Source organism: uncultured Winogradskyella sp. (assembly GCF_963975125.1).
Taxonomy (GTDB): Bacteria; Bacteroidota; Bacteroidia; order Flavobacteriales; family Flavobacteriaceae; genus Winogradskyella.
In genome coordinates, this window is the sequence record NZ_CAXBGB010000045.1 from 1 (window position 1) to 25,636 (window position 25,636).

Annotated in this window: 24 protein-coding genes; 16 read left to right on the forward strand and 8 right to left on the reverse strand. The window is 32.3% G+C overall.

All coding sequences use genetic code 11. The annotated features are described in order from the left end of the window. Positions 1–35 precede the first annotated feature (35 nt). Positions 36–899: an anti-sigma factor gene (locus AAC053_RS08175; RefSeq protein WP_339755195.1), complete on the forward strand. Its 864-nt coding sequence runs from the start codon at positions 36–38 to the stop codon at positions 897–899. Between the two features lie 58 nt (positions 900–957). Here the strand turns inward: AAC053_RS08175 and AAC053_RS08180 are convergent, their stop codons facing one another. Further along, positions 958–1,131, reverse strand: a complete 174-nt coding sequence (locus AAC053_RS08180) for an SsrA-binding protein (RefSeq protein ID WP_339755198.1) — start codon at positions 1,129–1,131, stop codon at positions 958–960. A gap of 588 nt (positions 1,132–1,719) precedes the next feature. On the opposite strand from AAC053_RS08180, the gene AAC053_RS08185 reads away from it, so the two are divergent. Next, on the forward strand, positions 1,720–3,684 hold the full coding sequence (locus AAC053_RS08185) for an endonuclease (RefSeq protein WP_339755200.1): 1,965 nt from the start codon (positions 1,720–1,722) through the stop codon (positions 3,682–3,684). 74 nt (positions 3,685–3,758) lie between these two features. On the opposite strand, the gene AAC053_RS08190 is transcribed toward AAC053_RS08185, so the two are convergent. Together AAC053_RS08190 and AAC053_RS08195 are read right to left on the reverse strand one after the other, a co-directional pair. Beyond that, positions 3,759–6,185 (reverse strand): M56 family metallopeptidase, encoded by a 2,427-nt coding sequence (locus AAC053_RS08190; RefSeq protein ID WP_339755203.1) that lies wholly within the window; start codon positions 6,183–6,185, stop codon positions 3,759–3,761. A gap of 2 nt (positions 6,186–6,187) precedes the next feature. Beyond that, positions 6,188–6,547, reverse strand: coding sequence for a BlaI/MecI/CopY family transcriptional regulator (locus AAC053_RS08195; protein ID WP_339755206.1), 360 nt, complete (start codon positions 6,545–6,547; stop codon positions 6,188–6,190). A gap of 165 nt (positions 6,548–6,712) precedes the next feature. On the opposite strand from AAC053_RS08195, the gene AAC053_RS08200 reads away from it, so the two are divergent. Then, positions 6,713–7,663 (forward strand): calcium/sodium antiporter, encoded by a 951-nt coding sequence (locus tag AAC053_RS08200; protein WP_339755209.1) that lies wholly within the window; start codon positions 6,713–6,715, stop codon positions 7,661–7,663. 64 nt (positions 7,664–7,727) lie between these two features. Here AAC053_RS08200 and AAC053_RS08205 read toward each other — a convergent pair whose 3' ends face one another. Continuing rightward, positions 7,728–8,744 carry a glutamine synthetase beta-grasp domain-containing protein gene (locus AAC053_RS08205; protein WP_339755213.1) on the reverse strand — a complete coding sequence of 339 codons (1,017 nt, stop codon included), beginning with the start codon at positions 8,742–8,744 and terminating at the stop codon, positions 7,728–7,730. Positions 8,745–8,920: 176 nt separating this feature from the next. Here AAC053_RS08205 and AAC053_RS08210 point away from each other — a divergent pair, with 176 nt between their 5' ends. The 6 genes from AAC053_RS08210 to AAC053_RS08235 all read left to right on the forward strand — a co-directional run bounded on the left by AAC053_RS08210 (position 8,921) and on the right by AAC053_RS08235 (position 14,562). Next, entirely contained in the window at positions 8,921–11,107 is a 2,187-nt protein-coding gene (locus tag AAC053_RS08210; RefSeq protein ID WP_339755215.1) for a glutamine synthetase III, read from the forward strand. Positions 11,108–11,332: 225 nt separating this feature from the next. Then, positions 11,333–11,470, forward strand: a complete 138-nt coding sequence (locus tag AAC053_RS08215) for a hypothetical protein (protein ID WP_186844053.1) — start codon at positions 11,333–11,335, stop codon at positions 11,468–11,470. A gap of 189 nt (positions 11,471–11,659) precedes the next feature. Next, positions 11,660–12,325: a Curli production assembly/transport component CsgG gene (locus AAC053_RS08220; RefSeq protein WP_339755219.1), complete on the forward strand. Its 666-nt coding sequence runs from the start codon at positions 11,660–11,662 to the stop codon at positions 12,323–12,325. A 46-nt stretch (positions 12,326–12,371) separates the two neighbouring features. Then, positions 12,372–13,550, forward strand: a complete 1,179-nt coding sequence (locus AAC053_RS08225) for an AIR synthase related protein (protein ID WP_339755222.1) — start codon at positions 12,372–12,374, stop codon at positions 13,548–13,550. Positions 13,551–13,560: 10 nt separating this feature from the next. Further along, on the forward strand, positions 13,561–14,007 hold the full coding sequence (locus AAC053_RS08230) for a DUF3078 domain-containing protein (protein ID WP_339755225.1): 447 nt from the start codon (positions 13,561–13,563) through the stop codon (positions 14,005–14,007). 30 nt (positions 14,008–14,037) lie between these two features. After that, the gene (locus AAC053_RS08235) at positions 14,038–14,562 is read left to right on the forward strand and encodes a hypothetical protein (protein ID WP_339755227.1); all 525 of its coding nucleotides are present in this window, start codon (positions 14,038–14,040) and stop codon (positions 14,560–14,562) included. Between the two features lie 14 nt (positions 14,563–14,576). On the opposite strand, the gene AAC053_RS08240 is transcribed toward AAC053_RS08235, so the two are convergent. Then, complete coding sequence (locus AAC053_RS08240; protein WP_339755230.1) at positions 14,577–15,236, reverse strand: ABC transporter ATP-binding protein; 660 nt, start codon at positions 15,234–15,236, stop codon at positions 14,577–14,579. 45 nt (positions 15,237–15,281) lie between these two features. Continuing rightward, positions 15,282–15,569 (reverse strand): hypothetical protein, encoded by a 288-nt coding sequence (locus tag AAC053_RS08245; protein WP_339755233.1) that lies wholly within the window; start codon positions 15,567–15,569, stop codon positions 15,282–15,284. 117 nt (positions 15,570–15,686) lie between these two features. On the opposite strand from AAC053_RS08245, the gene prfA reads away from it, so the two are divergent. The 3 genes from prfA to pyrF are packed head-to-tail and all read left to right on the forward strand — an operon-like array spanning position 15,687 to position 18,293. Then, entirely contained in the window at positions 15,687–16,763 is a 1,077-nt protein-coding gene (prfA, locus tag AAC053_RS08250; protein WP_339755235.1) for a peptide chain release factor 1, read from the forward strand. Positions 16,764–16,794: 31 nt separating this feature from the next. Continuing rightward, positions 16,795–17,475 (forward strand): signal peptidase I, encoded by a 681-nt coding sequence (gene lepB / locus AAC053_RS08255; protein ID WP_339755238.1) that lies wholly within the window; start codon positions 16,795–16,797, stop codon positions 17,473–17,475. Further along, positions 17,475–18,293, forward strand: a complete 819-nt coding sequence (gene pyrF / locus AAC053_RS08260) for an orotidine-5'-phosphate decarboxylase (protein ID WP_339755241.1) — start codon at positions 17,475–17,477, stop codon at positions 18,291–18,293. The genes lepB and pyrF overlap by 1 nt, the downstream gene beginning before the upstream one ends. Before the next feature lie 109 nt (positions 18,294–18,402). Here pyrF and AAC053_RS08265 read toward each other — a convergent pair whose 3' ends face one another. Continuing rightward, on the reverse strand, positions 18,403–19,110 hold the full coding sequence (locus tag AAC053_RS08265) for a DUF4197 domain-containing protein (protein WP_339755244.1): 708 nt from the start codon (positions 19,108–19,110) through the stop codon (positions 18,403–18,405). A gap of 742 nt (positions 19,111–19,852) precedes the next feature. Between AAC053_RS08265 and AAC053_RS08270 the strand changes: the two genes are divergently transcribed. From AAC053_RS08270 to AAC053_RS08280, 3 genes are all read left to right on the forward strand, one after another. Further along, positions 19,853–23,290, forward strand: coding sequence for a methylmalonyl-CoA mutase family protein (locus AAC053_RS08270; protein WP_339755247.1), 3,438 nt, complete (start codon positions 19,853–19,855; stop codon positions 23,288–23,290). A 96-nt stretch (positions 23,291–23,386) separates the two neighbouring features. Next, entirely contained in the window at positions 23,387–24,001 is a 615-nt protein-coding gene (locus tag AAC053_RS08275; protein ID WP_339755250.1) for a DEAD/DEAH box helicase, read from the forward strand. A gap of 62 nt (positions 24,002–24,063) precedes the next feature. Continuing rightward, on the forward strand, positions 24,064–24,405 hold the full coding sequence (locus tag AAC053_RS08280; protein WP_339755253.1) for a hypothetical protein: 342 nt from the start codon (positions 24,064–24,066) through the stop codon (positions 24,403–24,405). Between the two features lie 5 nt (positions 24,406–24,410). Here AAC053_RS08280 and AAC053_RS08285 read toward each other — a convergent pair whose 3' ends face one another. Beyond that, positions 24,411–24,806 (reverse strand): hypothetical protein, encoded by a 396-nt coding sequence (locus AAC053_RS08285; protein WP_339755255.1) that lies wholly within the window; start codon positions 24,804–24,806, stop codon positions 24,411–24,413. 116 nt (positions 24,807–24,922) lie between these two features. On the opposite strand from AAC053_RS08285, the gene AAC053_RS08290 reads away from it, so the two are divergent. Next, a complete protein-coding gene (locus AAC053_RS08290) occupies positions 24,923–25,366 on the forward strand; it encodes an Lrp/AsnC family transcriptional regulator (protein ID WP_339755257.1) in 444 nt (147 codons plus the stop codon). Positions 25,367–25,636: the final 270 nt, after the last annotated feature.

Below are 25,636 nucleotides of genomic sequence, written 5' to 3' on the forward strand. Positions count from 1 at the left end.
TCTAATTTTACATCGAACAATTTAAATAACGAGCAATGATTAAAAAAACAATTTTTGGACTACTAGCAATTGGTTTATTTGCAGTGTCCTGTAGTTCAGGCGACGATGTAACACGTCGAACAGCTAATTTAACTTTAAATTTACAAGGTATAGAGCCACTTGGTGAAGACTTTGTTTATGAAGGATGGATTATAGTAGATGGACAACCTGTTAGCACAGGAACGTTTGCTAATGTTATATTTCCCCAAACATTTCTGGTTGATATTGCACAATTAGATAGTGCTACACGATTTGTGCTATCTATTGAGCCAGCAGTAGATTCAGATCCTGGTCCAGCTGCAACGAAAGTATTGGTTGGTGATTTTAATGGGGCTTCAGCGACAGTAAATACTGGTATAGTTGGTGATTTTTCTAATGCTGCTGGATCATTCTTTTTAAGAACACCTACAGATGAAACAGGAACAAATAACGGTAATGACGAGAATGGAGTTTGGTTTGGTACACCCGGAATGCCACCAACACCTAATTTCGTTTTACCTACATTACCTACAGGTTGGGCTTATGAAGGTTGGGTTGTTGGAGATACTGGTCCATTAAGTACTGGTACTTTTACCGCTTTTAATACAGTTGATGGTGCTGCACCATTTAGTGGGTCTGCTGCTGGACCACCAGTACCAGGCGAAGACTTTTTTGAAAATGTGCCACCAGGAGAAACTTTCCCTTTAGATGTTAGAGGACGCACTGTTGTTATTTCTGTAGAGCCAGTTCCAGATAATTCTCTTGCGCCATTTGCTATGAAACCATTAGTTGGTACAGCTGGTAATGATACAGCACCTGCAACTCATGCACTTGGCCAAAACCTAGGTTCATTGCCTATGGGTACTGTAACAAGAAACTAATAATTTGAAAAAGAAAATAAATCTATAATACGATAGATTAAATTGAGCCTTTAAAAGGCTACCACTGGGTGGTCTTTTCTTGTTCAAGAGCATTTTTTGTGATATAAATACGCCAGCCAATAATGGCAAGCTGAAGCTTACTAGCTTTGCTAAGATCGAGTTGTCTTTTACTGTAAGATGGCAATATGGCTTTATTGAGTTTTGCTAAAGCCCTAAAGATAGTTTTCTTCATTTTGCTTTTTTTAACAATAGGGCTTTTTTGCCTAATGTCGCTTTGCAACAAAAATAGTAAAACTTATTCTAGAACTAAGTTTTACATTTTTTTGATTGGTTATTTTGTCGGTTATAAATTTAGAATATTGAGAATATTATATCAATAATCAGTTTTGCTAATGTCATCATAATTTCTTTGGTTTAGGGGTTAATATTTTACTTCGTTTTTTGATTGAGTTTTCAATATATATGCTTAGTGAATATTTCTCCAAATGATTTTACATAAATCGACGAATTTGCATTTAGATTCGTAACTAAAACAATAGTATTAATTATAATAATTTGTGACTTATCTATGATTAAGTAGTAAATTATAAGTAAAATTTAGTTTATGGTTTCATTATTATATGTTTCAAGGGGCTTTTTTGAAGTGTTTTTATAATCCAAGAGGCAATTTGTTCTAAAAAGCATAGATTTTAATGATTTCACCATTTTTTAGAATTAATTTTTTGAGAAATGCCATGCTGTATTTGAACTATTTTGAGTAAATAATTTTTAGTTAACATTGTGACAAAATATTAAGTTTATCTTTGTTAAAAAAAATAACATGAAAAGAATTCTTATCACCCTACTTGTATTTATTTCTGCATTCAGTTGGTCTCAAATTTTAGTTATTAATGAGCTAGATAGTGACAATCCGAGTATAGATACTCAAGAATTTGTAGAAATTAAATCGCAAACACCAAATTTTTCTACAGACGGTTATGTGCTTGTGTTTTTTAATGGTTCTACAAATGGTGGTGATTCTAGTTACCTAACGATAAACCTTACAGGATATACAACAGATAGCAATGGTTTGTTGCTCATTGGTAGTACTAATATATCTCCTTTTCCACAATTATTAATTTCAGAAAATCTAATACAGAATGGAGCTGACGCAGTTGCAATTTATCAAGCTTCACCAAACGATTTTCCAGAAGGTACTGTAGCAAATATCACTAATTTAATAGATGTGTTACTTTATGATACTAGTGATTCGGATGATTTAACATTGATAGATATTTTTGATGACGATCCAAACTTTGCTAGTATTCAACAAATTAATGAAGGTTCTAGTGGAAGCATAAATTCAATTCAACGTAACAATGACGGTACATATTTTACAGATATACCTACACCTAGACAATTAAATGATGGAAGTGGTATAATTTTTAATACCATTGAAATTTCAGTTGCACAGTTTATTTATAATGAAGATGAAACTTTTGATATTACGTTTACGGCAGATGCAAATGTTAGCTCTGATTTAAATTTTAGCATTAGTTTAAACAATTTTGGGTTTAACACATCCGATTTTACAGGAAGTACAAGTCTTACAATACCATCCGGACAGAATACAACGACTACAACAATTACCTTAGTTGATGATTCTGCTGATGAAGGTGATGAGGTTATAAAAATTAGATTTTTAGATTTAGTAGAGCCAATTGTTGCTTCTAATGGTGCTGTAGAGGTTAGGGTTGTAGATAATGATTTTACAGTTGCAGCTTGGGGAACACCAATAAATCCTACTTACGGAGTTGTTGCTAGTACACAACCAAATGGTTATTACGATAGTTTAGATGGTTTAGCAGATGTTGCGTTAAGACAAGCTATGCAAGATATAATTGCAGACCCAACAACAGTTAGAGCACAAACATACACAGATGTTATAGATATTTTAAAAGAAGCAGACCAAAACCCAGAAAATAGTAACCAAGTATGGTTGGTGTATTTGGAAGAAGGTCGCGCAAAAATAGATTACCAAACAACTTCTCTTAATACTGGTAAATGGAATAGAGAGCACACTTTTCCCAGATCTCGTGGTGGCTTTTTTAGTATTGAAGAAGATGAAATTGCAGATGGCATTGATGTGTATTGGACAACCAAAGCAGATTCTTTACGACATGGAAATTCTGATGCACATGCATTAAGAGCAGCGGATGGACCAGAAAATAGTAGTAGAGGTAATCAATTTTATGGTGAATATAATGGACCAACAGGTACTTTAGGGAAATTTAAAGGGGATGTTGCAAGAAACGTATTTTATATGGCTGTACGTTATAATGGTTTAGAGATTGTAAATGGCTTTCCTGATGGTAATGTAGGTGAGTTTGGGGATTTAGCGACGTTATTAGATTGGCATAGAAATGATCCACCAGATGATTTTGAAATGAACAGAAATAATATTGTTTATAACTGGCAGTTTAATAGAAACCCATTTATAGATCAGCCAGAAATGATAGAATATATTTGGGGAGATAATATAGGTGATGCTTGGGATCAATCTCTAAGTATAGACGAAAAAGAACGATTAGAAGTCTCTATATATCCAAATCCAACAAGTGGAAGAATTTATTTTTCTGGCTTACAAGATAAAACTAAGATTGAAGTCTTTTCAATTGAAGGTAAACTACTGAAGCAATTTAATGCGATTGAAGACTACATCGATTTAGACTTACCTTCAGGATTATATTTGCTAAAACTAAAAAACGATAATGGCTCAATTACCAAAAAGATAATTATTGAGTAAAAGCTCAAATATTTTGAATTAAAAAAGCCAAACTAAAAACTTTAGTTTGGCTTTTCTCTGCTAATTGATTCATTTTAGTTCATCTCACTTGTTCTAGCAATTAGAGAGCCTTCAGTTTCTCCAAATTCAATGCTAGGAATACCATCATCAACCTTCCATGTTGCACTACTCTTGGCTCCTTTCTCATTTTTTATACTAATTTTTATGCTAGTGATTTCGTCTTTCTTATTACGTTTTAGCTTATTATATTTTACTTGTATTCCAAACTTCTTAAGATTAGTTTTGTATGTTTCTAATACTTTGTCTGATGTATATTTTGTGATATAAGCTAATGTTCCGTTTTTAAATGCATCTTCATCATCAATAAATGTTGTTCTACTTACTTCAACCCTCCAAGGTTTTTTTTGCTTGGCACTATATTGTGTAACCCATTCATTATTACTGCCTTTAGTTTTAATAACGACCACACCATTCTCCCCTTTATCTCCATAGATTTCAATTGCAGAATTACCTTTCAATATATTTACTTGGTCTATATGCTTTGGGTTTATTATACCTATGGCATCATGGCTTACTTCTTTGCCGTCAACTATAATTAAAGGTTTAGGAATATGACTAGTGTAATAAGATAGCTTCTGATGACTCTTGCCACTAGGTTTATGTATCCATATATTTTCACCAGTCTTAATTACCTTTTTAGGTGTCTCATCTTCATAATAGAAATCAGATTTTACATTAGAGAAACGTTTTACTTCTACAGAATCTATTGTTCTAAAATAAATGGAGTCATTATTTTTAACAGTTTTTAGTTTGTTAATTACTTTACGATAACGGTTTAGTCTTTTTGGGCTTATACTATCCTCTACTATTAATTCCAAAGGGTCATTATCTTCATATATAAAAACGTTTCTTTTATATTTTGAATGCTCTTTTTTAGATCTGCCAACATTAAAAGTTTCTATAATATGTACATCGCTTTCAATTGCACCAACACCAAAACTTCCATCTTTTCCCATATTAAAGTAGAATGATTTTATGCCATTTTCATCTTTAACGTTATAATTCGTAGAGCCATTTTCAGTTTTAAAATCGACATTAATATCAACTATTTCATTTTTCTTATTTCGTTTTAATCCATTCAAAGTCATTATTACACCCTTTGATTTCAAAAATTCTTTATGTTTTTTTAAGCTTTTATCAGTCATCATTTTTGTAAATGTAACTTTAATACTTTCTGATTTAAGCGATTGTTTAAATTCTGCGGTTTGAAGACCTTTTTTAATTATAGACACATAAGCTCTTTCTTTAAGTGCTTTAATGCCTTCTTTGTCATTTGTTGCTATATCAAAATGCAATGTTGCACCTTCTATTCGACCAACATAGCCGCCACCTCTACCGTATAATTCTTTATAGATTATAAAAGACTCAATAGGTTGACCAGAATTACCGTAACTATGATTATTAAGTTTTAAAAATATATTAGTGAGTTCATTAGATGTGTTTCTGTGGATTTTGCTGAATACTAAACTGCCACCTTTTTCCTCAACGGTTTCAGTCATAGATTTTAATTCAGTATCTGTAGTGTTTTTGGTCACTACAAATTCTAATGTCTTTTCTGAATTTATGGAAGTGATCCCATCTTCAACATATACTTCTTCAGTATTCATACTCAATAGCAAACCTGCTAAGAGTGGGAGCATTAATAAATATCTCCATTGTTTTTTTGTGTTTGATCTCGATTTTTTTAACATAATGATGCGTTCTTTGATTAATGAATTATAAAAATTATTTGATAATGAAATGTTGTGATTAACAACACTTGTTTTTAATAATAAACGTTGGTATTCTTTTTCGCTATTAGATTTTATTTGTGTTTTATAATCTGCGATATATTCTAAATTCTGTCGCACTTCTTTTCTATAAAGCCAGATTAATGGATTAAACCAAAAGATCACACAGGCTACTTGCGTAAGTAGTATATCGATGGAGTGTAGTTGCTTTGCATGTACTTTTTCGTGAGTTAAGATAAGATCGAGTTCATTATCTTCTATAGTATCAGGATTATATACAATCCATTTAAAAAATGAAAAAGGCGAAATTTTGTTTTCTACAATAACGTAGGTATAAATACCATCTTTATTCTTGGGATTTTTTAATAATAATAAACCTAACGAACCAAATTGAAATACAAATTGAACTAAAAATAGAGCAAACCCAATACCATATATAATTGGAATAAGTTTAGTCCAATCAAAATTGGTTTCAGGTTGAGTTACCACAAAATCTATAGGAAAAGTCTGAATATAGGTCGTTTCAGAAATAACTATAGGTTCTATTGGTATATAAATTGGAATAACTAAAAATGGAAAAACCAATGCAATTAATAACCCTATAAATAGAAACCACCTATTATGCTGAAAAAATGTTTCTCTCTTTAAGAATAGATTGAAACACCAATAGAATAAAACAACTACAGCACTTGCTTTTAAAAGATACTCCATAATTAGGCTTTGTTTTCTATTAATGCAATAATCTCCTTAAGCTCATCTACGCTTATCTTTTCTTCCTTAGCAAAAAAAGAAACTACATTCTTATAAGAGCTATTAAAGTAATTCTCAATAGCCGTATTCATAAACTTAGTTTTATAATCTTCTTTAGAAACAATAGGAAAGTACTGATGTGTTTTTCCGTAAGCATTGTAACTAACATAACCTTTCTCTTCTAAATTTCTAATTATGGTTGAAAGTGTATTGTAGTGAGGCTTATCCGATTTAATTTCTGCTAAAACATCTTTTACAAAAGCTTTTTCTAACTTCCACAATATGTGCATTATTTCCTCTTCTTTGTTTGTTAGTTTTTGCATAATTACAATTGAATTTATATTCTATAAACCAAATATAACTATTTTTATAGTTATAAAACTAAATTAATAGTTGTTTAACGAAAATTTTAGTTTTTAGTTTGTGTAAAAATGAAATGTTATCTTCGCGACTTTAATAAAAGAGGTGATTAAATAATTAGAAGAGCGATGAGTGTATTTCTTGTTATAGCTGGTTTGGGGTTGTTAGTTGTTGGAGGTGATTTTTTAGTAAGAGCTTCTGTAGGGCTATCATTTAAACTTAAAATTTCTAAGCTAGTAATAGGTATGACGGTTGTGTCTTTTGCAACCTCAGCACCGGAGTTATTAGTAAGTTTACAGGCAGCTTTAGATGGTGTTTCAGATATCGCCTTAGGGAACGTAATAGGTTCTAATATTGCTAACATTGGTTTGGTTTTAGGTATTACAGCAATTATTTCTCCTCTAGCCGTAGATAAAGATTTTTATAAATTGAATTGGCCAATGATGATGTTGGCTTCCTTCGCTTTGTATTTTTTTTTAAAGAATGATGGAGTATTAACAGCGCTAGAAGGTTTAATAATGTTTGTTGCATTGGTTGCCTTTTTAATTATTTTAATTAGAAGCTCTAGAAAATCTACAAAAGCAAATTTAGAAGAGGTAGATGACGCATTAGCTGAAACTTCTGACTTTAAAATTGTAATGTGGCTTTTAATTGGTGCTGCTGGTTTATATTTCGGGTCAGATTGGTTAGTAGAAGGAGCAAAGCAATTAGCAACAGCTGTAGGTATCAGTGATTATGCGATATCAGTTACTGTAATAGCAATTGGTACTAGTGTACCAGAATTAGCAGCTTCTGTTATTGCAGCATTAAAGAAAGAAAAAGCCATTTCATTAGGAAATCTTATAGGTTCAAATATATTTAATATTGCTTCTGTTCTTGGTTTAACTGCAATGATTAAGCCTATTGTTGTTAACCCAGAAACTCCACAAATTTTAGGCACCAATATCTTTTGGATGATTGCTTTTTCAGCTGTGTTAATTCCATTGATGCTCATACCAAAACGATTTGAAATTGGAAGATTAAAAGGAATGCTACTATTTGGAGCTTACTTAGTCTTTATCTATATAACGCTTAAATAATAGAGATAAAAAAAGCTTGTAGTTTTGAAACCACAAGCTTTTTTTTATAAGTTCCTAAAATTACTTAAGAGGTAATATTAGCACTATTTACAGTTTTAATAATTCTACCAGCAATTTTGTATGGATCTCCATTAGAAGCAGGTCGTCTGTCTTCTAACCAACCTTTCCAGCCTTTTTCTACTGTAATAATAGGTATTCTAATAGAAGCACCTCTATCAGAAATTCCATAAGAGAAGTCAGAAACGTGAGCAGTTTCGTGTAAACCAGTTAAACGTTCGTCATTAAATTCACCATAGACGTCCATATGTTCGTCAGTAACAGGTCTAAATGCTTCACAGATTTTTTCGTAAATTTCTTGAGAGCCGCAAGTTCTTAATGTAGTATTAGAGAAGTTGGCGTGCATACCAGAGCCATTCCAGTCTCCTTTTACAGGTTTTGGATGGTATTCAATATAGTAACCATGCTTTTCAGTTAAACGGTCTAATAAATAGCGAGCAACCCAAATCTCATCACCAGCTTTTTTAGCTCCTTGTGCAAATAATTGAAATTCCCATTGTCCTGGTGCAACTTCTTGGTTAATTCCTTCAAAGTTTAATCCAGCTTCAATACACAAGTCTGCATGTTCTTCAACAACATCTCTACCCCAAGTATATCGTCCACCAACTGAGCAGTAGTACTTTCCTTGTGGTCCAGGGAAACCTCCTCTAGGGAAACCTAATGGTAAATCTGTTTTTGCATCCATTAAGAAGTATTCTTGTTCAAAACCAAACCAGAAATCATCATTATCATCATCTATAGCTGCTCTTGCATTTGAAGCATGAGGAGTGCCGTCTGCACTTAAAACTTCTGACATCACTAAAAAGCCATTCTTTCTAACAGGATCTGGATAAATTGCTACAGGTTTTAATAAACAGTCAGACGCACCACCAGATGCTTGTTCAGTTGATGAACCATCAAAAGACCAAATAGGGCAATCTTCTAGTTTTCCGCTAAAGTCGTTTTCAACTTTAGTTTTACTTCTCATGTTTTGAGTAGGCTCATGACCATCAAGCCATATATACTCTAATTTAGATTTACTCATTGTATTTTGATTTAATAAATTCACGTTACAAATATTGTAATTTTTTTCTTTTTGGTCAAAAATAATAGGGTATTTTAGGTAAAATGTTATTAATTATTGTTGATAACCCTATTTTTTGAAGGGTAAAGGTGTATTAATTTCAATAATTTGTATTTTAGCCCTAAAATTTTATCATTATGTCAACATTGAGATTTTACGCTGTAAAAAAATCATTAAAAAGAAAACCACTAAAGATAAAAGAAGCAAAGCGACGTTCAGAAATCTTTGGATCTAACGTGTTTAATGAAGCAGCTATGCGTCAATATTTAACCAAGACTGCACTTAAAAGCGTCATGGAGGCTGTAGAAAAGGGAACAAAAATTGATCGTGTGATAGCAGACCATATTTCAAATGGAATGAAAGAATGGGCAATTTCAAAAGGTGCAACACACTATACGCATTGGTTTCAGCCATTAACAGGTGCAACAGCCGAAAAACATGATGCCTTTTTTGAAACGATTGGAAACGGACTTGCTATTGAAAAGTTTGAAGGCAATCAGTTAGTACAGCAAGAACCAGATGCATCTAGCTTTCCTCATGGTGGTATAAGAAATACATTCGAGGCTAGAGGTTATACAGCATGGGATCCTACATCACCAGCATTTATATATGGTACAACTTTATGTGTTCCAACAGTTTTTGTGTCGTACACAGGTGAAGCGCTAGATTATAAAACTCCACTTTTGCGTGCCTTACATGCTGTTGACAATGCAGCAGTAGCAGTATGTAAATACTTCGATAAAAATGTAAAAAAAGTAAATGCATCTTTGGGTTGGGAGCAAGAATATTTTTTAATAGATAGTACTTTGGCGGCATCTAGACCAGATATAATGTTAACTGGTCGTACACTTTTAGGACATTCTCCTGCAAAAGGGCAGCAACTCGATGATCATTATTTTGGTACCATTCCAAATAGAGCGATGTCTTACATGCGCGATTTAGAAAATGAATGTATGTTGTTGGGCATTCCTGTAAAAACGAGACATAATGAAGTGGCACCAAATCAATTTGAACTCGCTCCTATATATGAAGAAGCGAATTTAGCGGTAGATCATAACTCCCTATTAATGGATGTGATGCAAAAGATTGCAAAGCGTCATAATTTCAAAGTGCTAATGCACGAAAAGCCATTTGCAGGCGTAAATGGGTCTGGTAAGCATAATAACTGGAGTTTAAGTACAGATACTGGAGTTAATTTATTGTCTCCTGGTAAAACTCCTATGAGTAATCTCCAATTCCTAACCTTCTTTATTAATACGATAAAAGCCGTATTAACTCACGAAGAATTACTGAGAGCTGCTATAGCATCTGCAAGTAACGATCATCGTTTAGGTGCTAACGAAGCTCCTCCTGCAATTATTTCGGTTTTTATAGGTGAGCAATTAACAAAAGTTTTAAAAGAACTTGAAACGGTTACTAAAGGTAAATTATCACCTCAAGAAAAAACAGATTTAAAGTTAAATGTTGTTGGTAAAATCCCTGAAGTTATTTTAGATAACACCGATAGAAATAGGACTTCACCCTTTGCTTTTACAGGTAATAAATTTGAATTTAGAGCCGTTGGGTCAACAGCCAATTGTGCTAATTCTATGACAGTTTTAAATACTATTGTAGCTAAGCAATTAATCGATTTTAAAGCTGAGGTTGACGAATTGATTGATAAAAAAACAATGAAAAAAGATGACGCTATTTTTAATGTTTTAAGAGAGTATATCAAGATGTCTAAAGCAATTTTGTTTGAAGGAAATGGTTATAGTATAGAATGGGAAAAAGAAGCTAAAAAACGTGGCTTAAGTAATAATAAAACAACACCTGAGGCTCTGAAAGTAAAAGTATCTAAATCTTCAATAGAGCTTTTTGAGAGCTTGGGCGTTATGAATAAAATAGAATCGGAAGCACGTTACGAAATTGAAATGGAAGCATATTGTCTTCATATTCAGATCGAAAGTCGTGTTTTAGGTGACATAGCTCGTAATCACATAGTGCCTACTGCTGTTCGCTATCAAAACATATTAATAGAGAATGTAACCGGTCTCAAAACCATTTATGGTGAAAAGTTTAAAGGCTTAGCGAAGGAGCAATTATCTCTAATAGAACAGATTTCGGAACACATTGAAGCCATTAATTCATTAGTAACCAAAATGACAGAAGCTCGTAAATTATATAATAAGCAAACTGATTTAGAAAAGAAGGCAAATGGTTATTGTACTGAAGTAAAACCATCGTTTATAGATATCAGATATCATTGCGATAAGTTAGAGCTTATGATTGATGATGAGTTGTGGCCACTGACTAAATATAGAGAGCTTTTGTTTACAAAATAATAATATATATACTAACTTTTGGTCGTTTTATTGCTAATTTAATGTTTAGAAGTACGTATTTATACGTATATTATTGTTTTTAAGATTCATTTTTTGTGTCGTTTATCGATGACATTTAGCTAGTTGTCGAAAAGCTAGCTATATCAGCATAAAAAAGAAGATTTAGTCATTTTTAAAATAGGTTATTTAGTATTTTTGTAGGGCTATTAATCAATATTTGTTAAAATGAAGAAGTTACTACTTAGTGTAGCTATTCTAGTAGGTGCAACTTTAATTCTTTCTCAGGACAATTCAGAAGATTTGAATAATGTTACAAAAGATGATGTTGTAAATATACAGTCAAAGCTACAAGCTGAATCTTAAAAAATCTAGGATAACACTATAAGGTGTTTATTACTATTTTAGAAAAAAAAGATAAAATCGAATATTCGATTTTATCTTTTTTTGTTTCTTAATAATTACTGAATGTAATTATAATTTCATTATTATTTTTCTATATTGCAATGCTCCATAATTTTTAATGAGATAAACTTATTTTCTAATAAAGGTTATATGAAAACCAAATATAAGTATTTAGTAATAGGTGTATTATTAGTAGTTTTTAGTATAAATTGGTTGCATGCTCAAGAAAAAAAATCTGAGGATAACAAAAAGCTGTACAGTAAATTGGCGTTTTTCGATTATCGAGGAACAAATGCCATTGATGTTGCCATAGGGACTTCTATCATCAGTGGAGACATACCAGAGCCAAAATTTGAAATATATTTTAAAATTGGGTATAAACGGCATGTTACAGATAACCTCAATATAAATTTCACTTACAATAAGTATAGCTTAGCATTCAAAGATATTTCTAGTGAAGGCTTTATGTCTTTTGATTTAAATATTGAATACCTTTTTAGTCCTTACAAAGTATTATCTCCATTTGTCCAAATAGGTTATGGTTATAATGCTGCAGACGATTTTAAGAATAAGGCAGCTAAAGCCCAAGGGGCTTTGGGTATAGAATATATTGTAATGGATGGTTTAGGACTTAAGTTTTTTGGCGAGTATAATTATGTTTTTTCAGATGAGTTAAATGGATTAATTGTAGGAGAAAGTAATGATACGTTCTTGAGAATGGGACTTGGTATTAATCTATACTTTGGTGGCAATATGCAAAAGCAAAAATTATTAAGTTATTTGGATACAGTAATTAAGTCTAATTTAGTGAGATAGTTAAATGCAATTCTTACTTTTGCAACACCAACCATAACAATCTTCAATGAGTAATTCGGTAAGCAAAAGATATGCACAACGTGGGGTTTCAGCTTCAAAAGAAGATGTGCACAATGCCATAAAAAATATTGATAAAGGCTTATTCCCTAAAGCATTCTGTAAAATAGTACCAGATTATTTAACAAATGACGTTGATTACTGTTTAATAATGCATGCGGACGGAGCAGGTACAAAGTCCTCATTAGCCTATATGTATTGGAAAGAAACAGGAGATATTTCTGTTTGGAAAGGTATTGCGCAAGATGCATTAATAATGAATATAGATGACTTGTTATGTGTTGGAGCTACCGATAATATTATGTTATCCTCAACCATAGGAAGAAATAAAAATCTAATTCCGGGAGAAGTAATCTCTGCAATCATAAACGGTACAGAAGAACTAATAGAAGATCTTAAATCCTTTGGAGTCACTATTCATTCTACAGGTGGTGAAACTGCTGATGTTGGTGATTTAGTAAGAACTATCATTGTAGATTCTACAGTAACTGCGCGTTTAAAGCGTGGAGATGTTATTGACAATGCTAATATATCAGCAGGTGATGTTATTGTTGGTCTAGAATCATTTGGGCAAGCCTCTTACGAAACCGAATATAATGGTGGTATGGGTAGTAATGGTTTAACTTCTGCAAGGCACGATGTGTTTTCTAAATATTTAGCCGAAAAATATCCTGAAAGCTTTGATGCTGCTGTGCCAGAGAATTTGGTATATTCAGGGCAAACCAAATTAACAGATGCCGTAGAAAATTCGCCAATTGATGCTGGTAAATTGGTGTTATCACCAACACGCACTTATGCACCAATTATAAAAGCAATTCTAAGTACATATAAAAGTGAAGCTATTCATGGCATGATACATTGTAGTGGTGGTGCACAAACAAAAATTCTTCATTTTATAGATAACCTTCATATTGTAAAAGACAATATGTTTGCTATTCCAACATTGTTTAAATTAATACAAGAACAGTCTAAAACCGAATGGCAAGAGATGTATCAAGTATTTAATTGTGGACACAGAATGGAGTTGTATGTAAAACCAGAAGTCGCAGACGATATTATCGCAATCTCAAAATCGTTTAATGTAGATGCCAAAATTATTGGTAGAGTAGAAGCTTCAAACAAAAAGAAGCTAACTATAAAAAGCGAATACGGTACATTTTCTTATTAATTTTTTAAGTGTGAAAAACTATTTTCAGATTATATTTAGCATGTTTATCTTGTGCTCAACTGTTCTTTTTGCACAACCAGATTCTTTATATTTTAAGAAAAAAAATGATGTTCATATAGAGTTAGGCTGGAGAGCCAAAAAGGAAGTAGGTATATATCTCAATCAGGTTTCATTTACAAATTGGAATTCGGGAGGAACAAATTCTATCTCAGGAATTATAATCGGACAATTCTCAGCAAAATATAAACAAGAAAAATGGTTTTGGAACTCTAAGTTCAATCTGCGTTATGGATTAAACAAACAAGAAGAACAAGGCATAAGGAAAACGGAAGATGTTGTAGAAGTAACTTCAAATTTTGGAATAGAAAAAGATCCCAAAAGTAATTGGTTTTATTCTGCTAGATTTAGTTTTAACACCCAGTTTGCTAATGGATTTAGCTATCCAGATAGAGACTAGCCTATTTCACAGTTTTTAGCTCCGGGTTATATGTTTTTTGGATTAGGTATGGAATACGGACGACATATTGAGCGATTGTCCTTTTACGCATCACCATTTACGTTAAAAACTACTTTTGTATTAGATGATGATTTGGCAAACCAAGGGGCTTTTGGTGTAGATCCTGCTATCTATGACTTAGAAGGCAATATTTTGAGAGATGGAAAAAAAGTAAGACAAGAGTTGGATGTCTTATTAACCAACCATTACGAAGAAGAATTGTTTGAGAATATAAAGATTACAAGCCTATTACGTTTATATACAGATTATTTAAATAGCTTCGGAAATATAGATATGGAGTGGGAGCTCAATTTTGATATGAAAGTGAATAAATTTGTAAAGGCCACACTTGGCTCGCATTTAAGGTACGACAATGATATTAAAATTGAAGTAGAACAAAGCGAAATGACTAACGAAGAATTTGTTATAGAAGGAGCCAAGTTGCAATGGAAGCAAATTTTAGGTGTTGGTGTTGTTGTAGATTTAGATAATATTATAAATACAACGCAACTTTAATTGGTTATAAAATATTACAAACTACCTTCACTCAAATACTTATAATCTTCAAGCTCTTTTAGATTTTTGATTTTTTTTGTAGTTCCATTCTTTAGTAGGTAAATAGCATCAGAGGCATCAATAATATGATGATACATGTGATCTGATATAATTACAACCTTATGTTCCTTCTCTATAGAAATTAGTTGCATAACCCTTTCAATATGTATTGGTGATAAATGAGAAAAAGGCTCGTCTAAAATCATAATTTTACTTTTCGATTTTAGAATTAGATAAGTTTCAATCAAACGTCTTTCTCCACCAGATAATGTTCTGAATTTTTCGTTTTCATAAATTGAAAAACCTTCAAAAGTCTCAATAAAAGTATTCCATTCAAGATTAAACAATTTGAATACTTTGCTCAATTTCATTCCTGAAGGAATAAAATTATATTGTGGCAGATACTTTACTAATTTAGTCGTGTAAAGTGGTTTTAAAAGTGGCTTGCTGTCTAGTCTTATCAGCATATACTTCGGTTTTAAATTTCCGAATGCAATATTGAGTAAACAACTTTTACCACAGCCATTACTACCTAAAATTGCTGTCACTTTTCCGGTTTCAGCTTTTAGGTAAATGCCATTTAAAATACGCTTGTTCTTAAAGTAAAGTTCTACATTGTCTAATTCAAATATCAATTTTTTAATTTTTTGTAATATATATAGTATCGAGAATAGATTTGTTTATGTAAATTCCTTAAACACAATAAGGAAACCAATAGTTAAAATGCAGTCCACAACAAACATAGCCAAAAATAGCTTTAAGGGAGATATTCCTATGTTCTTGTAAAAGGTTAATTTACGTTTGTTAGGTGTTTCACTCACATAATACCATGCAAAAACCGTAAGAAATAATTTGGTCGCAATCGCAGGCACCACATACGGATTAAAAAACCCAATAATAGCGGTTACAATAAAAGACCAAACAACAAACGGTTTATAAAATGCAAGTATAGCTAGTAGTCTCTGCATATTAATAGTGTAACGTTTGTTTTAGGTAATTTATTTTTAAATGTTAATATGTCCTTATCACTGACACTTCAAAATCCATAAAAAAGCGTATTTTTGAAATTCAATTTTTGAAGAGAGATGTTAGAGAAAATACAGATAATTAAGCAACGTTTTGATGAGGTGAATGACCTTATCATTCAGCCAGATATAATAACAGATCAGCAACGATATGCTAAGCTGATGAAAGAATACAAGGATCTCAAACTAATCGTAGATAAAGGCGAAGTTTACAAGGAATATTTAGATAATATCGCTGAGTCTGAGGAAATTATTGCAGATGGCTCGGATGCCGAGATGGTAGAAATGGCCAAAATGCAGCTCGATGAAGCCAAGGAAGCTATTACTAAGTTAGAAGAAGATATCCGTTTTATGCTTATTCCTAAAGACCCAGACGATGCTAAAAACATTGTAGTCGAGGTACGTGCTGGTACAGGTGGAGATGAGGCGAGTATTTTTGCAGGTGATTTATACAGAATGTATTCTAAATACTGTAGTGATAAAGGATGGAGAGTTGAAGTGGTAAGTCAGAGTGATGGAACTTCTGGTGGTTTTAAAGAGATTATTTTCGAAGTGTCTGGTGAAGATGTTTACGGAACCATGAAGTTTGAAGCTGGAGTACATCGTGTACAACGTGTGCCACAAACAGAAACACAGGGACGTGTACACACAAGTGCAGCCACTGTAATGGTATTGCCAGAAGCAGAAGAGTTTGATGTAGAGTTAGATATGACAGAAGTACGTATTGAGCGTACAACATCAACAGGTCCTGGTGGCCAATCAGTAAACACAACCTATTCGGCAATTAAACTGCATCACGAACCTACAGGTATGATTGTAAGTTGTCAAGACCAGAAATCATCTCACAAAAATTTAGAGAAAGCTTTAAAAGTATTACGTTCGCGTTTATACGAAATAGAATTGGCTAAAAAACAAGCTGCAGATTCTGAGAAGCGTAAAAGTATGGTAAGTTCTGGTGATAGAAGTGCTAAGATTAGAACATATAACTATCCACAAGGTCGTGTAACAGATCATAGAATCGGTTTAACCCTTTACGATTTATCTAATATCATTAATGGTGATATTCAAAAAATAATAGACGAATTAATGTTAGCGGAAAACACGGAGTTGTTGAAGGCTAATGATGATGTGATATAATCTAAATCTCTAAAAAGCCATGAATTAATTGATGAATACGAAGAAGATAATTATTTTTATTATTCTAGCTTTCTTGACAGCATTTTTATTATTTAGATGGTCTGGTATATTAAAGTCATTTCACGTACCATCCACTTCAAATGAACCTAATCTTTCACTTGGATCTAAATTTGTTGGTTCAAGTCTAAAAAAACCAAAGCGTTTAGATTTTGCATTTTTTAAATTTTCGGATAGTATCAGTGGTTATACAATAGTTAAAAGGCTAATAGCTGCTCCAAATGATAAGTTAGAATGTAAAAATGGTATTTACTATGTTAATGATATTAATGTAGACCAAGGAATAAATTTAAGATATGGGTATTTAGTTAGTGATAGTCTATTTCATAATTTTTTTAAGAAAGAATTTATGAATGATGAATCATTTGACGCCTTTATGAAGAATGATTCAATAATGATATTTTTGGATAAAAGTTACATTAAGCAATTAGGTTTTCAATTAAAAAGATATATTGATACGACTTCGAAAAATATGGCACCAGATATTAAGTTAAATAGAAAAAATTGGAACATTAATAATTTTGGACCAATTATAATACCAGAAGGAAAATATTTCTTTTCAGGAGACAATAGAGATAATTCTTATGATTCTAGATGGCGAGGATTTGTAGATGAAGATAATATTTGTGGAACCCTATTATTTCAATTTGAATAATGACAACAACCCAACTCATAAAACAAATCCACAAAAAGCAATCCTTCCTATGTATAGGATTAGATATAGATTTAAATAAGATTCCAAGGCATTTATTAAAAGAAGAAGATCCAATCTTTGCTTTCAATAAAGCGATTATCGATGCTACACATCATCTTTGTGTGGCTTACAAACCAAATACAGCATTTTACGAAGCATACGGAATTAAAGGTTGGCAAGCTCTAGAGAAGACGATTAAGTATCTCAACGATCATCATCCTGAGATTTACACCATTGCAGACGCTAAAAGAGGAGACATAGGTAATACAAGCACTATGTATGCTAAAGCCTTTTTTGAAGACTTAGGTTTTGATAGTGTAACCGTTGCACCTTATATGGGAAAAGATTCTGTAGAACCTTTTTTAGCGTTTGAAGATAAACACACCATCCTATTAGCTTTAACTTCCAACCAAGGTGCGTTCGATTTTCAAACAAAGACTGTAGATGGAGTAGAATTGTATAAGCAGGTTTTAGAAACTTCTAAATCTTGGAATAATTCTGAAAATCTAATGTATGTTGTTGGCGCGACAAAAGCAGAGTACTTTGCTGATATTCGAAAGATCATTCCTAATAGTTTTTTGTTAGTTCCTGGTGTTGGAGCACAAGGTGGAAACCTCCAAGCCGTTTGTAAATATGGGATGAATGCTTCTGTAGGCTTATTAATTAATTCGTCTCGAGGAATTATTTATGCTTCACAAGATGAGGGTTTTGCGCAAGCCGCAGCTAAAAAAGCTGAGGAGTTGCAATTGCAGATGAAAGCCCAATTAGAACGTCATTAACAGAGAAAATGACGAAATAACTCATATAAAAGAGATTGTCACAGACAAAAAATTTCTTCACAATAACGCTAATAATAACAGACAATTAAATGTAATTTAAGTGAGTTAATTAATCCTGTAGCGCAAACACCTTCTTCAATAAGTCCGTACTGCGAGAAGATACTTTAGTTCTAATCTCTTTTTCTTCAACAGCAATCATAGTATAAACGCCCTTTAAAGCTTCATTAGTGACATAATCAGTTAAGTCTGGGTTCACATTATTTGTTAAAGGAATGCTATTATACTTAGTGATTAGGTTCGTCCAGATTTTATCTGCACCAACTTTACTAAAAGAATTATTAATAACAGGTTTAAACTTATTGTATAATTCGGTTTGCGTTTTTGTTGTTAGATAGCTTGTTGCGGCATTGTCTTCTCCTAGAAGTATATTTTTTGCATCGTTAAAAGTAATGTCTTTTACAGCATTAATAAAAATAGGTGTAGCTTCTTTTACAGCATCTTCGGCAGCTCGGTTTAGAACTTTTAAACCTTCATCAGCTAGACTGCTTAGACCAATTTTGCGAAGTGCGTTATCTACTTTTTGTAATTCTTTAGGTAATAAAATTTTGACTAATTCATTTCTAAAAAAACCATCCTTTTGGGTTAGCTTAGAAACTTGTTTGTCGATGCCTAGATCTAAAGCTTGCCTAAGACCAGAGGCAATATCAGTATTATTAAGTACACCACCAGACTGTGGTAATGAATCTACAACTTGCTGTAATTCTACACAGGCCATTAAGTTGAAAATAATTAGTAGGGCGAAAATTCTCTTAATCATCAGTTTAGGTTTTGTAACTTTAACAAAGATAATTTATAGAGTTGAAAATATTTCATATATCATACCTAAACTTCGTAATAAGTGTAATTTGTTGTTATTATTCTCATAAGAATAAGAACAATAAAAGCAACCCAGATTTTAATGGAGTATTATTAAATAATGACTAGGTGATTGATAGTGTTTTGTTACTAGGATATAATAGAGCGTTGTTTAATAATTACCAACTATTAGTTTTAAAACCAGATAACTACTTAATGTAAAAAAATTTACAGGAATAATTATCCAGCATTATAGTGCCGTAAAATATCATATAAACAATGTTGTATTTTGATACAAATTAAGCCATTCTTGGTCTCCTATCTGCAGAGTAAATGCAACAATTAAGCTTAAGATTGTCAACTAAAGTTTTACGGAATAAGGTTTTAAGTTTATAACAGAATAAGATTCACATTTATGGAACAAAAAAATATGTTCTTTTAATATCTATATGCTTATTAATAAAAACAATATTACTTTGATTATAGACCATAAAATTGATAATCGAAGCAATAATATTTGGCTAATCTTTACTATAAATTAGTAATGGGATTTTATACATAAAAAGCACTTTAGAGAACGACTAAAATTAATCAAAATACTATGCTATGATAACTTTGGTTGAGTTTTATATAATTAATGATTATTGCTTTATTTTTTTGAATATTCCGTAAATTTGCAGCACTGAAATTAAGATTTACTAAGAATGATACAAGTAGCACCTTATAAACCAAAGTATAAAGTACGTATTGTAACTGCAGCATCATTATTTGATGGGCACGATGCAGCAATAAACATTATGCGTCGTATTATTCAATCTACAGGAGTAGAAGTGATTCATTTGGGTCACGATAGAAGCGTAGAAGAAGTTGTAAACACAGCTATTCAAGAAGATGCAAATGCTATAGCTATGACTTCGTATCAAGGCGGACACAATGAATACTTTAAATATATGTATGATTTGCTTAAAGAAAAAGGAGCAGAACATATAAAAATTTTCGGAGGTGGAGGTGGAGTAATTCTTCCAGAAGAAATTAAGGACTTAATGGACTATGGTATTACTAGAATCTATTCGCCTGATGATGGACGTGAGCTTGGGCTTCAAGGTATGATTAATGATTTGGTGCAACAATCAGATTATGCTATTGGTGATGCACTTAATGGTGAAGTTAAAATATTACATAAAAAAAACCCAAAAGCAATTGCTCGCGTAATTTCTGCTGCAGAGAATTTTCCAGAAGTTGCAAAAGATGCTTTAGAAGCGATTCATAATAAAAATAAAAACTCAAAGACTCCAGTTCTTGGAATTACAGGTACAGGTGGTGCTGGTAAATCGTCATTGGTTGATGAATTAGTGAGACGTTTTCTTATTGATTTTCCTAAAAAAACTATTGGTCTTGTTTCTGTAGATCCATCAAAACGTAAAACAGGAGGTGCATTACTAGGTGACCGTATTCGTATGAATGCAATTAACTCACCTAGAGTTTATATGCGTAGTTTGGCAACACGCCAATCTAACTTGGCATTATCTAAATATGTGAATGAAGCGATCGAGGTTTTAAAAGCTGCAGAGTACGATTTAATCATTCTAGAAACTTCTGGTATTGGTCAGTCCGATACTGAAATTATGGAACACAGTGATGTGGCACTATATGTTATGACACCAGAGTTTGGTGCTGCGACACAACTAGAGAAAATCGACATGTTAGATTTCGCTGATTTGGTTGCGATTAATAAATTTGATAAACGTGGCTCTTTAGATGCATTACGCGATGTGAAAAAACAATACATGCGTAATAACAATCTTTGGGATGTTCACCAAGATGATTTGCCCGTTTACGGAACAATAGCTTCTCAGTTTAATGATCCAGGAATGAATACGCTTTACAAAGCGATAATGGATAAGTTAGTTGAGAAAGTTAATGTAGATTTAAAATCTACCTTCCATATTTCAGATGAAATGAGCGAAAAGATTTTTGTGATTCCTCCAGCACGTACACGTTATTTGTCTGAAATTGCAGAAAGTAATCGTACTTTCGATAAAACAGCAAATGAACAAGTTGAGGTGGCTCAAAAACTTTACGGTATTTATAAAACTTTAGAATCTGTTCTTAACGTTATTGCGAGTGAAGCGAAGCAATCTCTTCTTGATAAGCACGGATTAAATAGTGATGAGATTCTGAAACAAGTTCAGAATGACAATACCGATTTTATAAAACTTCTTATAGCAGAATTTGACCGTGTAAAACTAAATCTAGATCCTTACAATTGGGAAGTGATTACAGGTTGGGACGAAAAAGTAAATAGATACAAAAACCCGATTTATACTTTTAAAGTAAGAGATAAAGAAATAAAAATTGAAACACATACAGAGTCACTTTCGCATTCACAAATACCTAAAGTAGCTTTACCAAAGTATAAGGCTTGGGGAGATATTTTAAGATGGTGTTTACAAGAAAATGTACCAGGTGAGTTCCCTTACACTTCAGGATTATATCCTTTTAAGAGAACAGGTGAAGATCCAGCTCGAATGTTTGCAGGTGAAGGAGGACCAGAACGTACCAACAAACGTTTTCACTACGTAAGTATGGGATTACCAGCAAAACGCTTATCTACCGCTTTTGATAGTGTAACGCTTTATGGTAATGATCCAGATTTACGTCCAGATATCTATGGTAAAATTGGTAATGCAGGAGTTTCTATTTGCTGTTTAGACGATGCTAAAAAACTCTATTCTGGCTTTGATTTAGCAAACGTTATGACGTCTGTAAGTATGACTATTAATGGGCCAGCACCAATGTTGTTAGGTTTCTTTATGAATGCCGCTATAGATCAGCAATGTGAAATTTACATTAAAGAGAATGACTTAGAAGAAGACGTTGATGCAAAAATAGCGAAGCTTTATAAAGGCAAAGAGCGACCAAGATATAATGGAGACTTACCAGAAGGAAATAACGGTTTAGGTTTACTATTATTGGGTGTAACAGGTGATCTAGTATTACCAGCGGATGTATATTTAGATATTAAAACAAAAACCATTGCCCAAGTTAGAGGAACAGTACAAGCAGATATTTTAAAAGAAGATCAAGCGCAAAACACTTGTATTTTTTCTACAGAATTCGCGTTGCGTTTAATGGGAGATGTGCAAGAGTATTTTATTGAAAATAACGTTCGTAATTTTTACTCGGTTTCTATCTCAGGCTATCATATTGCTGAAGCAGGAGCCAATCCAATTACGCAATTAGCATTAACGTTGTCTAATGGGTTTACTTATGTAGAATATTACTTAAGTAGAGGTATGGATATTAATAAGTTTGGACCCAATTTGTCCTTTTTCTTTTCAAACGGAATCGATCCAGAATATGCTGTTATAGGTCGTGTAGCTCGTAAGATTTGGTCTAAAGCACTTAAAAATAAATATGGTGCAAATTCTAGAGCACAGATGTTGAAATATCACATACAAACCTCTGGTCGAAGTTTACATGCTCAAGAAATTGATTTTAATGATATCCGAACTACGCTTCAAGCATTGTACGCGATTTATGATAATTGTAATTCATTACATACAAACGCCTATGACGAAGCGATTACAACTCCGACAGAAGAGTCTGTAAGACGTGCAATGGCTATACAACTTATTATAAATAAAGAATTAGGTTTAGCTAAGAACGAAAACCCAATTCAAGGCTCATTTATAATTGAAGAATTAACAGATTTAGTTGAAGAAGCTGTTTTACTTGAATTTGATAGAATAACAGAACGTGGTGGAGTATTGGGAGCTATGGAGACAATGTATCAGCGCAGTAAAATACAAGAAGAGAGTTTGTATTATGAAACGTTGAAACATAATGGGGAATTTCCAATAATTGGTGTGAATACATTTTTAAGTAGTAAGGGTTCTCCAACAGTAATTCCTAAAGAAGTGATTAGAGCCACTGAAGACGAAAAGCAGTTTCAAATAAAAACTCTTTTGAGTCTTCATAATGCAAACGATACAGAAGCATTGCTAAAGCAACTACAAGTGAAAGCAATTCATAATGAAAATATTTTTGAAGCACTAATGGAAGTTTGTAAAGTGTGTTCATTAGGTCAGATTACTTCAGCATTGTTTGAAGTTGGTGGGCAGTATAGACGTAATATGTAAGCAGAGAATCCCTTTTTACTTTTCAAAAAAGTGTAAGAATCGCTTATGCTGTGCGTAGTTGAAGTATCTTTATTTAGCTTAAAAAAAATAAAATTAATGTCTTTCAAAAAACTAAATCCTTTATTAAAAGAATCATTAGAAAATGCTGGTTTTGAAACGTCAAATGCGTTTCAGAAAAAAGTACTACCAACACTAAAAGGTGGAGCAGATACTTATGTAATTGCACCAAAAGGAAGCGGGAAAACAACAGCACTTATAATTGCAACAATTAATAAGTTAAAAGCTGCAGCTTTTGAAGATTCTCCACGCGCTATTATTGTCGTAAAGGATAAGGAAGATGCTTTAGCTTTAAAAGATGAGTTTGAAAGATTTACTAAGAACACAGATTTAAGAATCTATGCGCTTTATGATGAGTATGATATTGAAAAGCAAAAAACAGAAATTTACCCTGGTCAAGATATTGTTATAGCATCTCCAGCACGATTAAGTAAGCTTTATTTTCTAAATGGTATTCATTTAGGAGAGGTTCAGTTATTTGCTATTGAAGACGCAGATTATATGGGTAGAAACAATGCTTATAATCATATTCTACGTTTATCAGAAAGTATCAATAAGTGTCAGTTTGTAATTATAGCTAACGAGATAAATTCTAAGATTGCAAATTATCAGAATGCATTTATGAGCAATGCGCATTTAATTAAAGGAAAATAGATAAGAAAATTTTATATGAAAGCTATTATACTTTTTTTTTTCTTGTGACCTCAAATGCTCTGGTGAGTGAGAATAAATCTATTGATAACTGGATTAAGGAGATTGTTAACGATATGATTGAAATGAATGACTTAGATAAATATAGCGCAGAAGAAATTTCGCCAGATTTTAGTGTAAATTTTATTATAGTAGAATCTGTAAAGGATATTTTTATCACAGACAACAAAATTAGTATGTTGGTTAATCATGGTAAAGGCACCTATTGTACTGAGATTACATTTCTATATCTTAAAAAAAAGGGAAACTTCTATTTAGTATTTACAAAACCTGAAACCAAAATAACATTAGGAAAAGAAAGAAAATGGGTTAATCCATGGATTGATAAAAAGAATATTTGCAATTAGCAATATTACAAAGTCAACATCCAACTACGTTGTAGTTTTCTGAATTTACCTAATTCACCACGAAGAATAGGTAAGTAGTCTCTACCATTACTACTAGAATGTTCTAAACGCTTACAGTTATTGTATAATCTAAAGGTTAATAGATCTAAACTTTCTAAATGCTTATGTTTTTTGTCTGAATAGCGTTCGCGTTCTGCATTAATTATCTCAGGAGCTAGATTTGTGGATTGCTGTATAATATCGCCAGTAAAATAGATGTTACCATCCTCTGTTCCATCAGAATTTAAATAAGATAAATCTTGAGTAAGGTAAGTAGATATGTTACGAGAGAGCATAATAATATCCATGGCCTTTTTATATATAGGCAAATCTGATAAATGGGATGGTAGGGTGTAATTCATTTTTCAATAGCAATGCACACGAAATTAAGGACTTGCTACTACACTTTACTTTAATATTTAAAGTAAAACTGTATATTTGCTTTAATATATGTGTTAATATTTGTAAAAAACATTAAATGAGTATAGATAGTCTAAATTGGAAGATTTTAAAGTGCCTTCAGCAGAATGCGCGCATGTCTAATGCAGAGATAGGAAGACGTGTTGGAGTAAGTTCTCCTGCTGTTAGTGAGCGGATTAAGAAGTTGGAGGATGCAGAAATTATACAAGGCTATACCACATTTGTTTCTCCATTTGAAGCAGGTTACCAACTTAAAGCCTTAATTACGTTACGTGCTTTTATGGGAATGCTAAAACCGTTTTTAGAAAAGGTAAAAACTTATGATGAGGTTGTTAATTGTTATCGTATTACTGGAAACGAGAATTTTGTTATGGAAGTGGTTTTAAAAAATCAAAAACACTTAGAAATTTTTATTGATCAATTGATTAGTTATGGAGAAACCAAAACGCAAATTGTGTTATCTCATGTGGTAAAGCATAGTGAAATTAAGCCTTTGAAATAGTACGTACAAGTCCCGACTTGTAGGTGCTGTGCAAAAAAAAGTCCTACCGAAGCAGGACTAAAGATTTTCATCTACGGCATATAGCCTTATTGTGATAAGATTAAAGATTAGAAATTTTAATCTATAGCAAATCTACACAAATAAATCAATTAAAATATACGTATTGTTACGTATATGATTCCAGTTATAAATCCTTTATTTTTAATCCAATTTAAAAACTATGGCAAAAATTTTAGGATTAGATTTGGGAACTAACAGTATTGGTTGGGC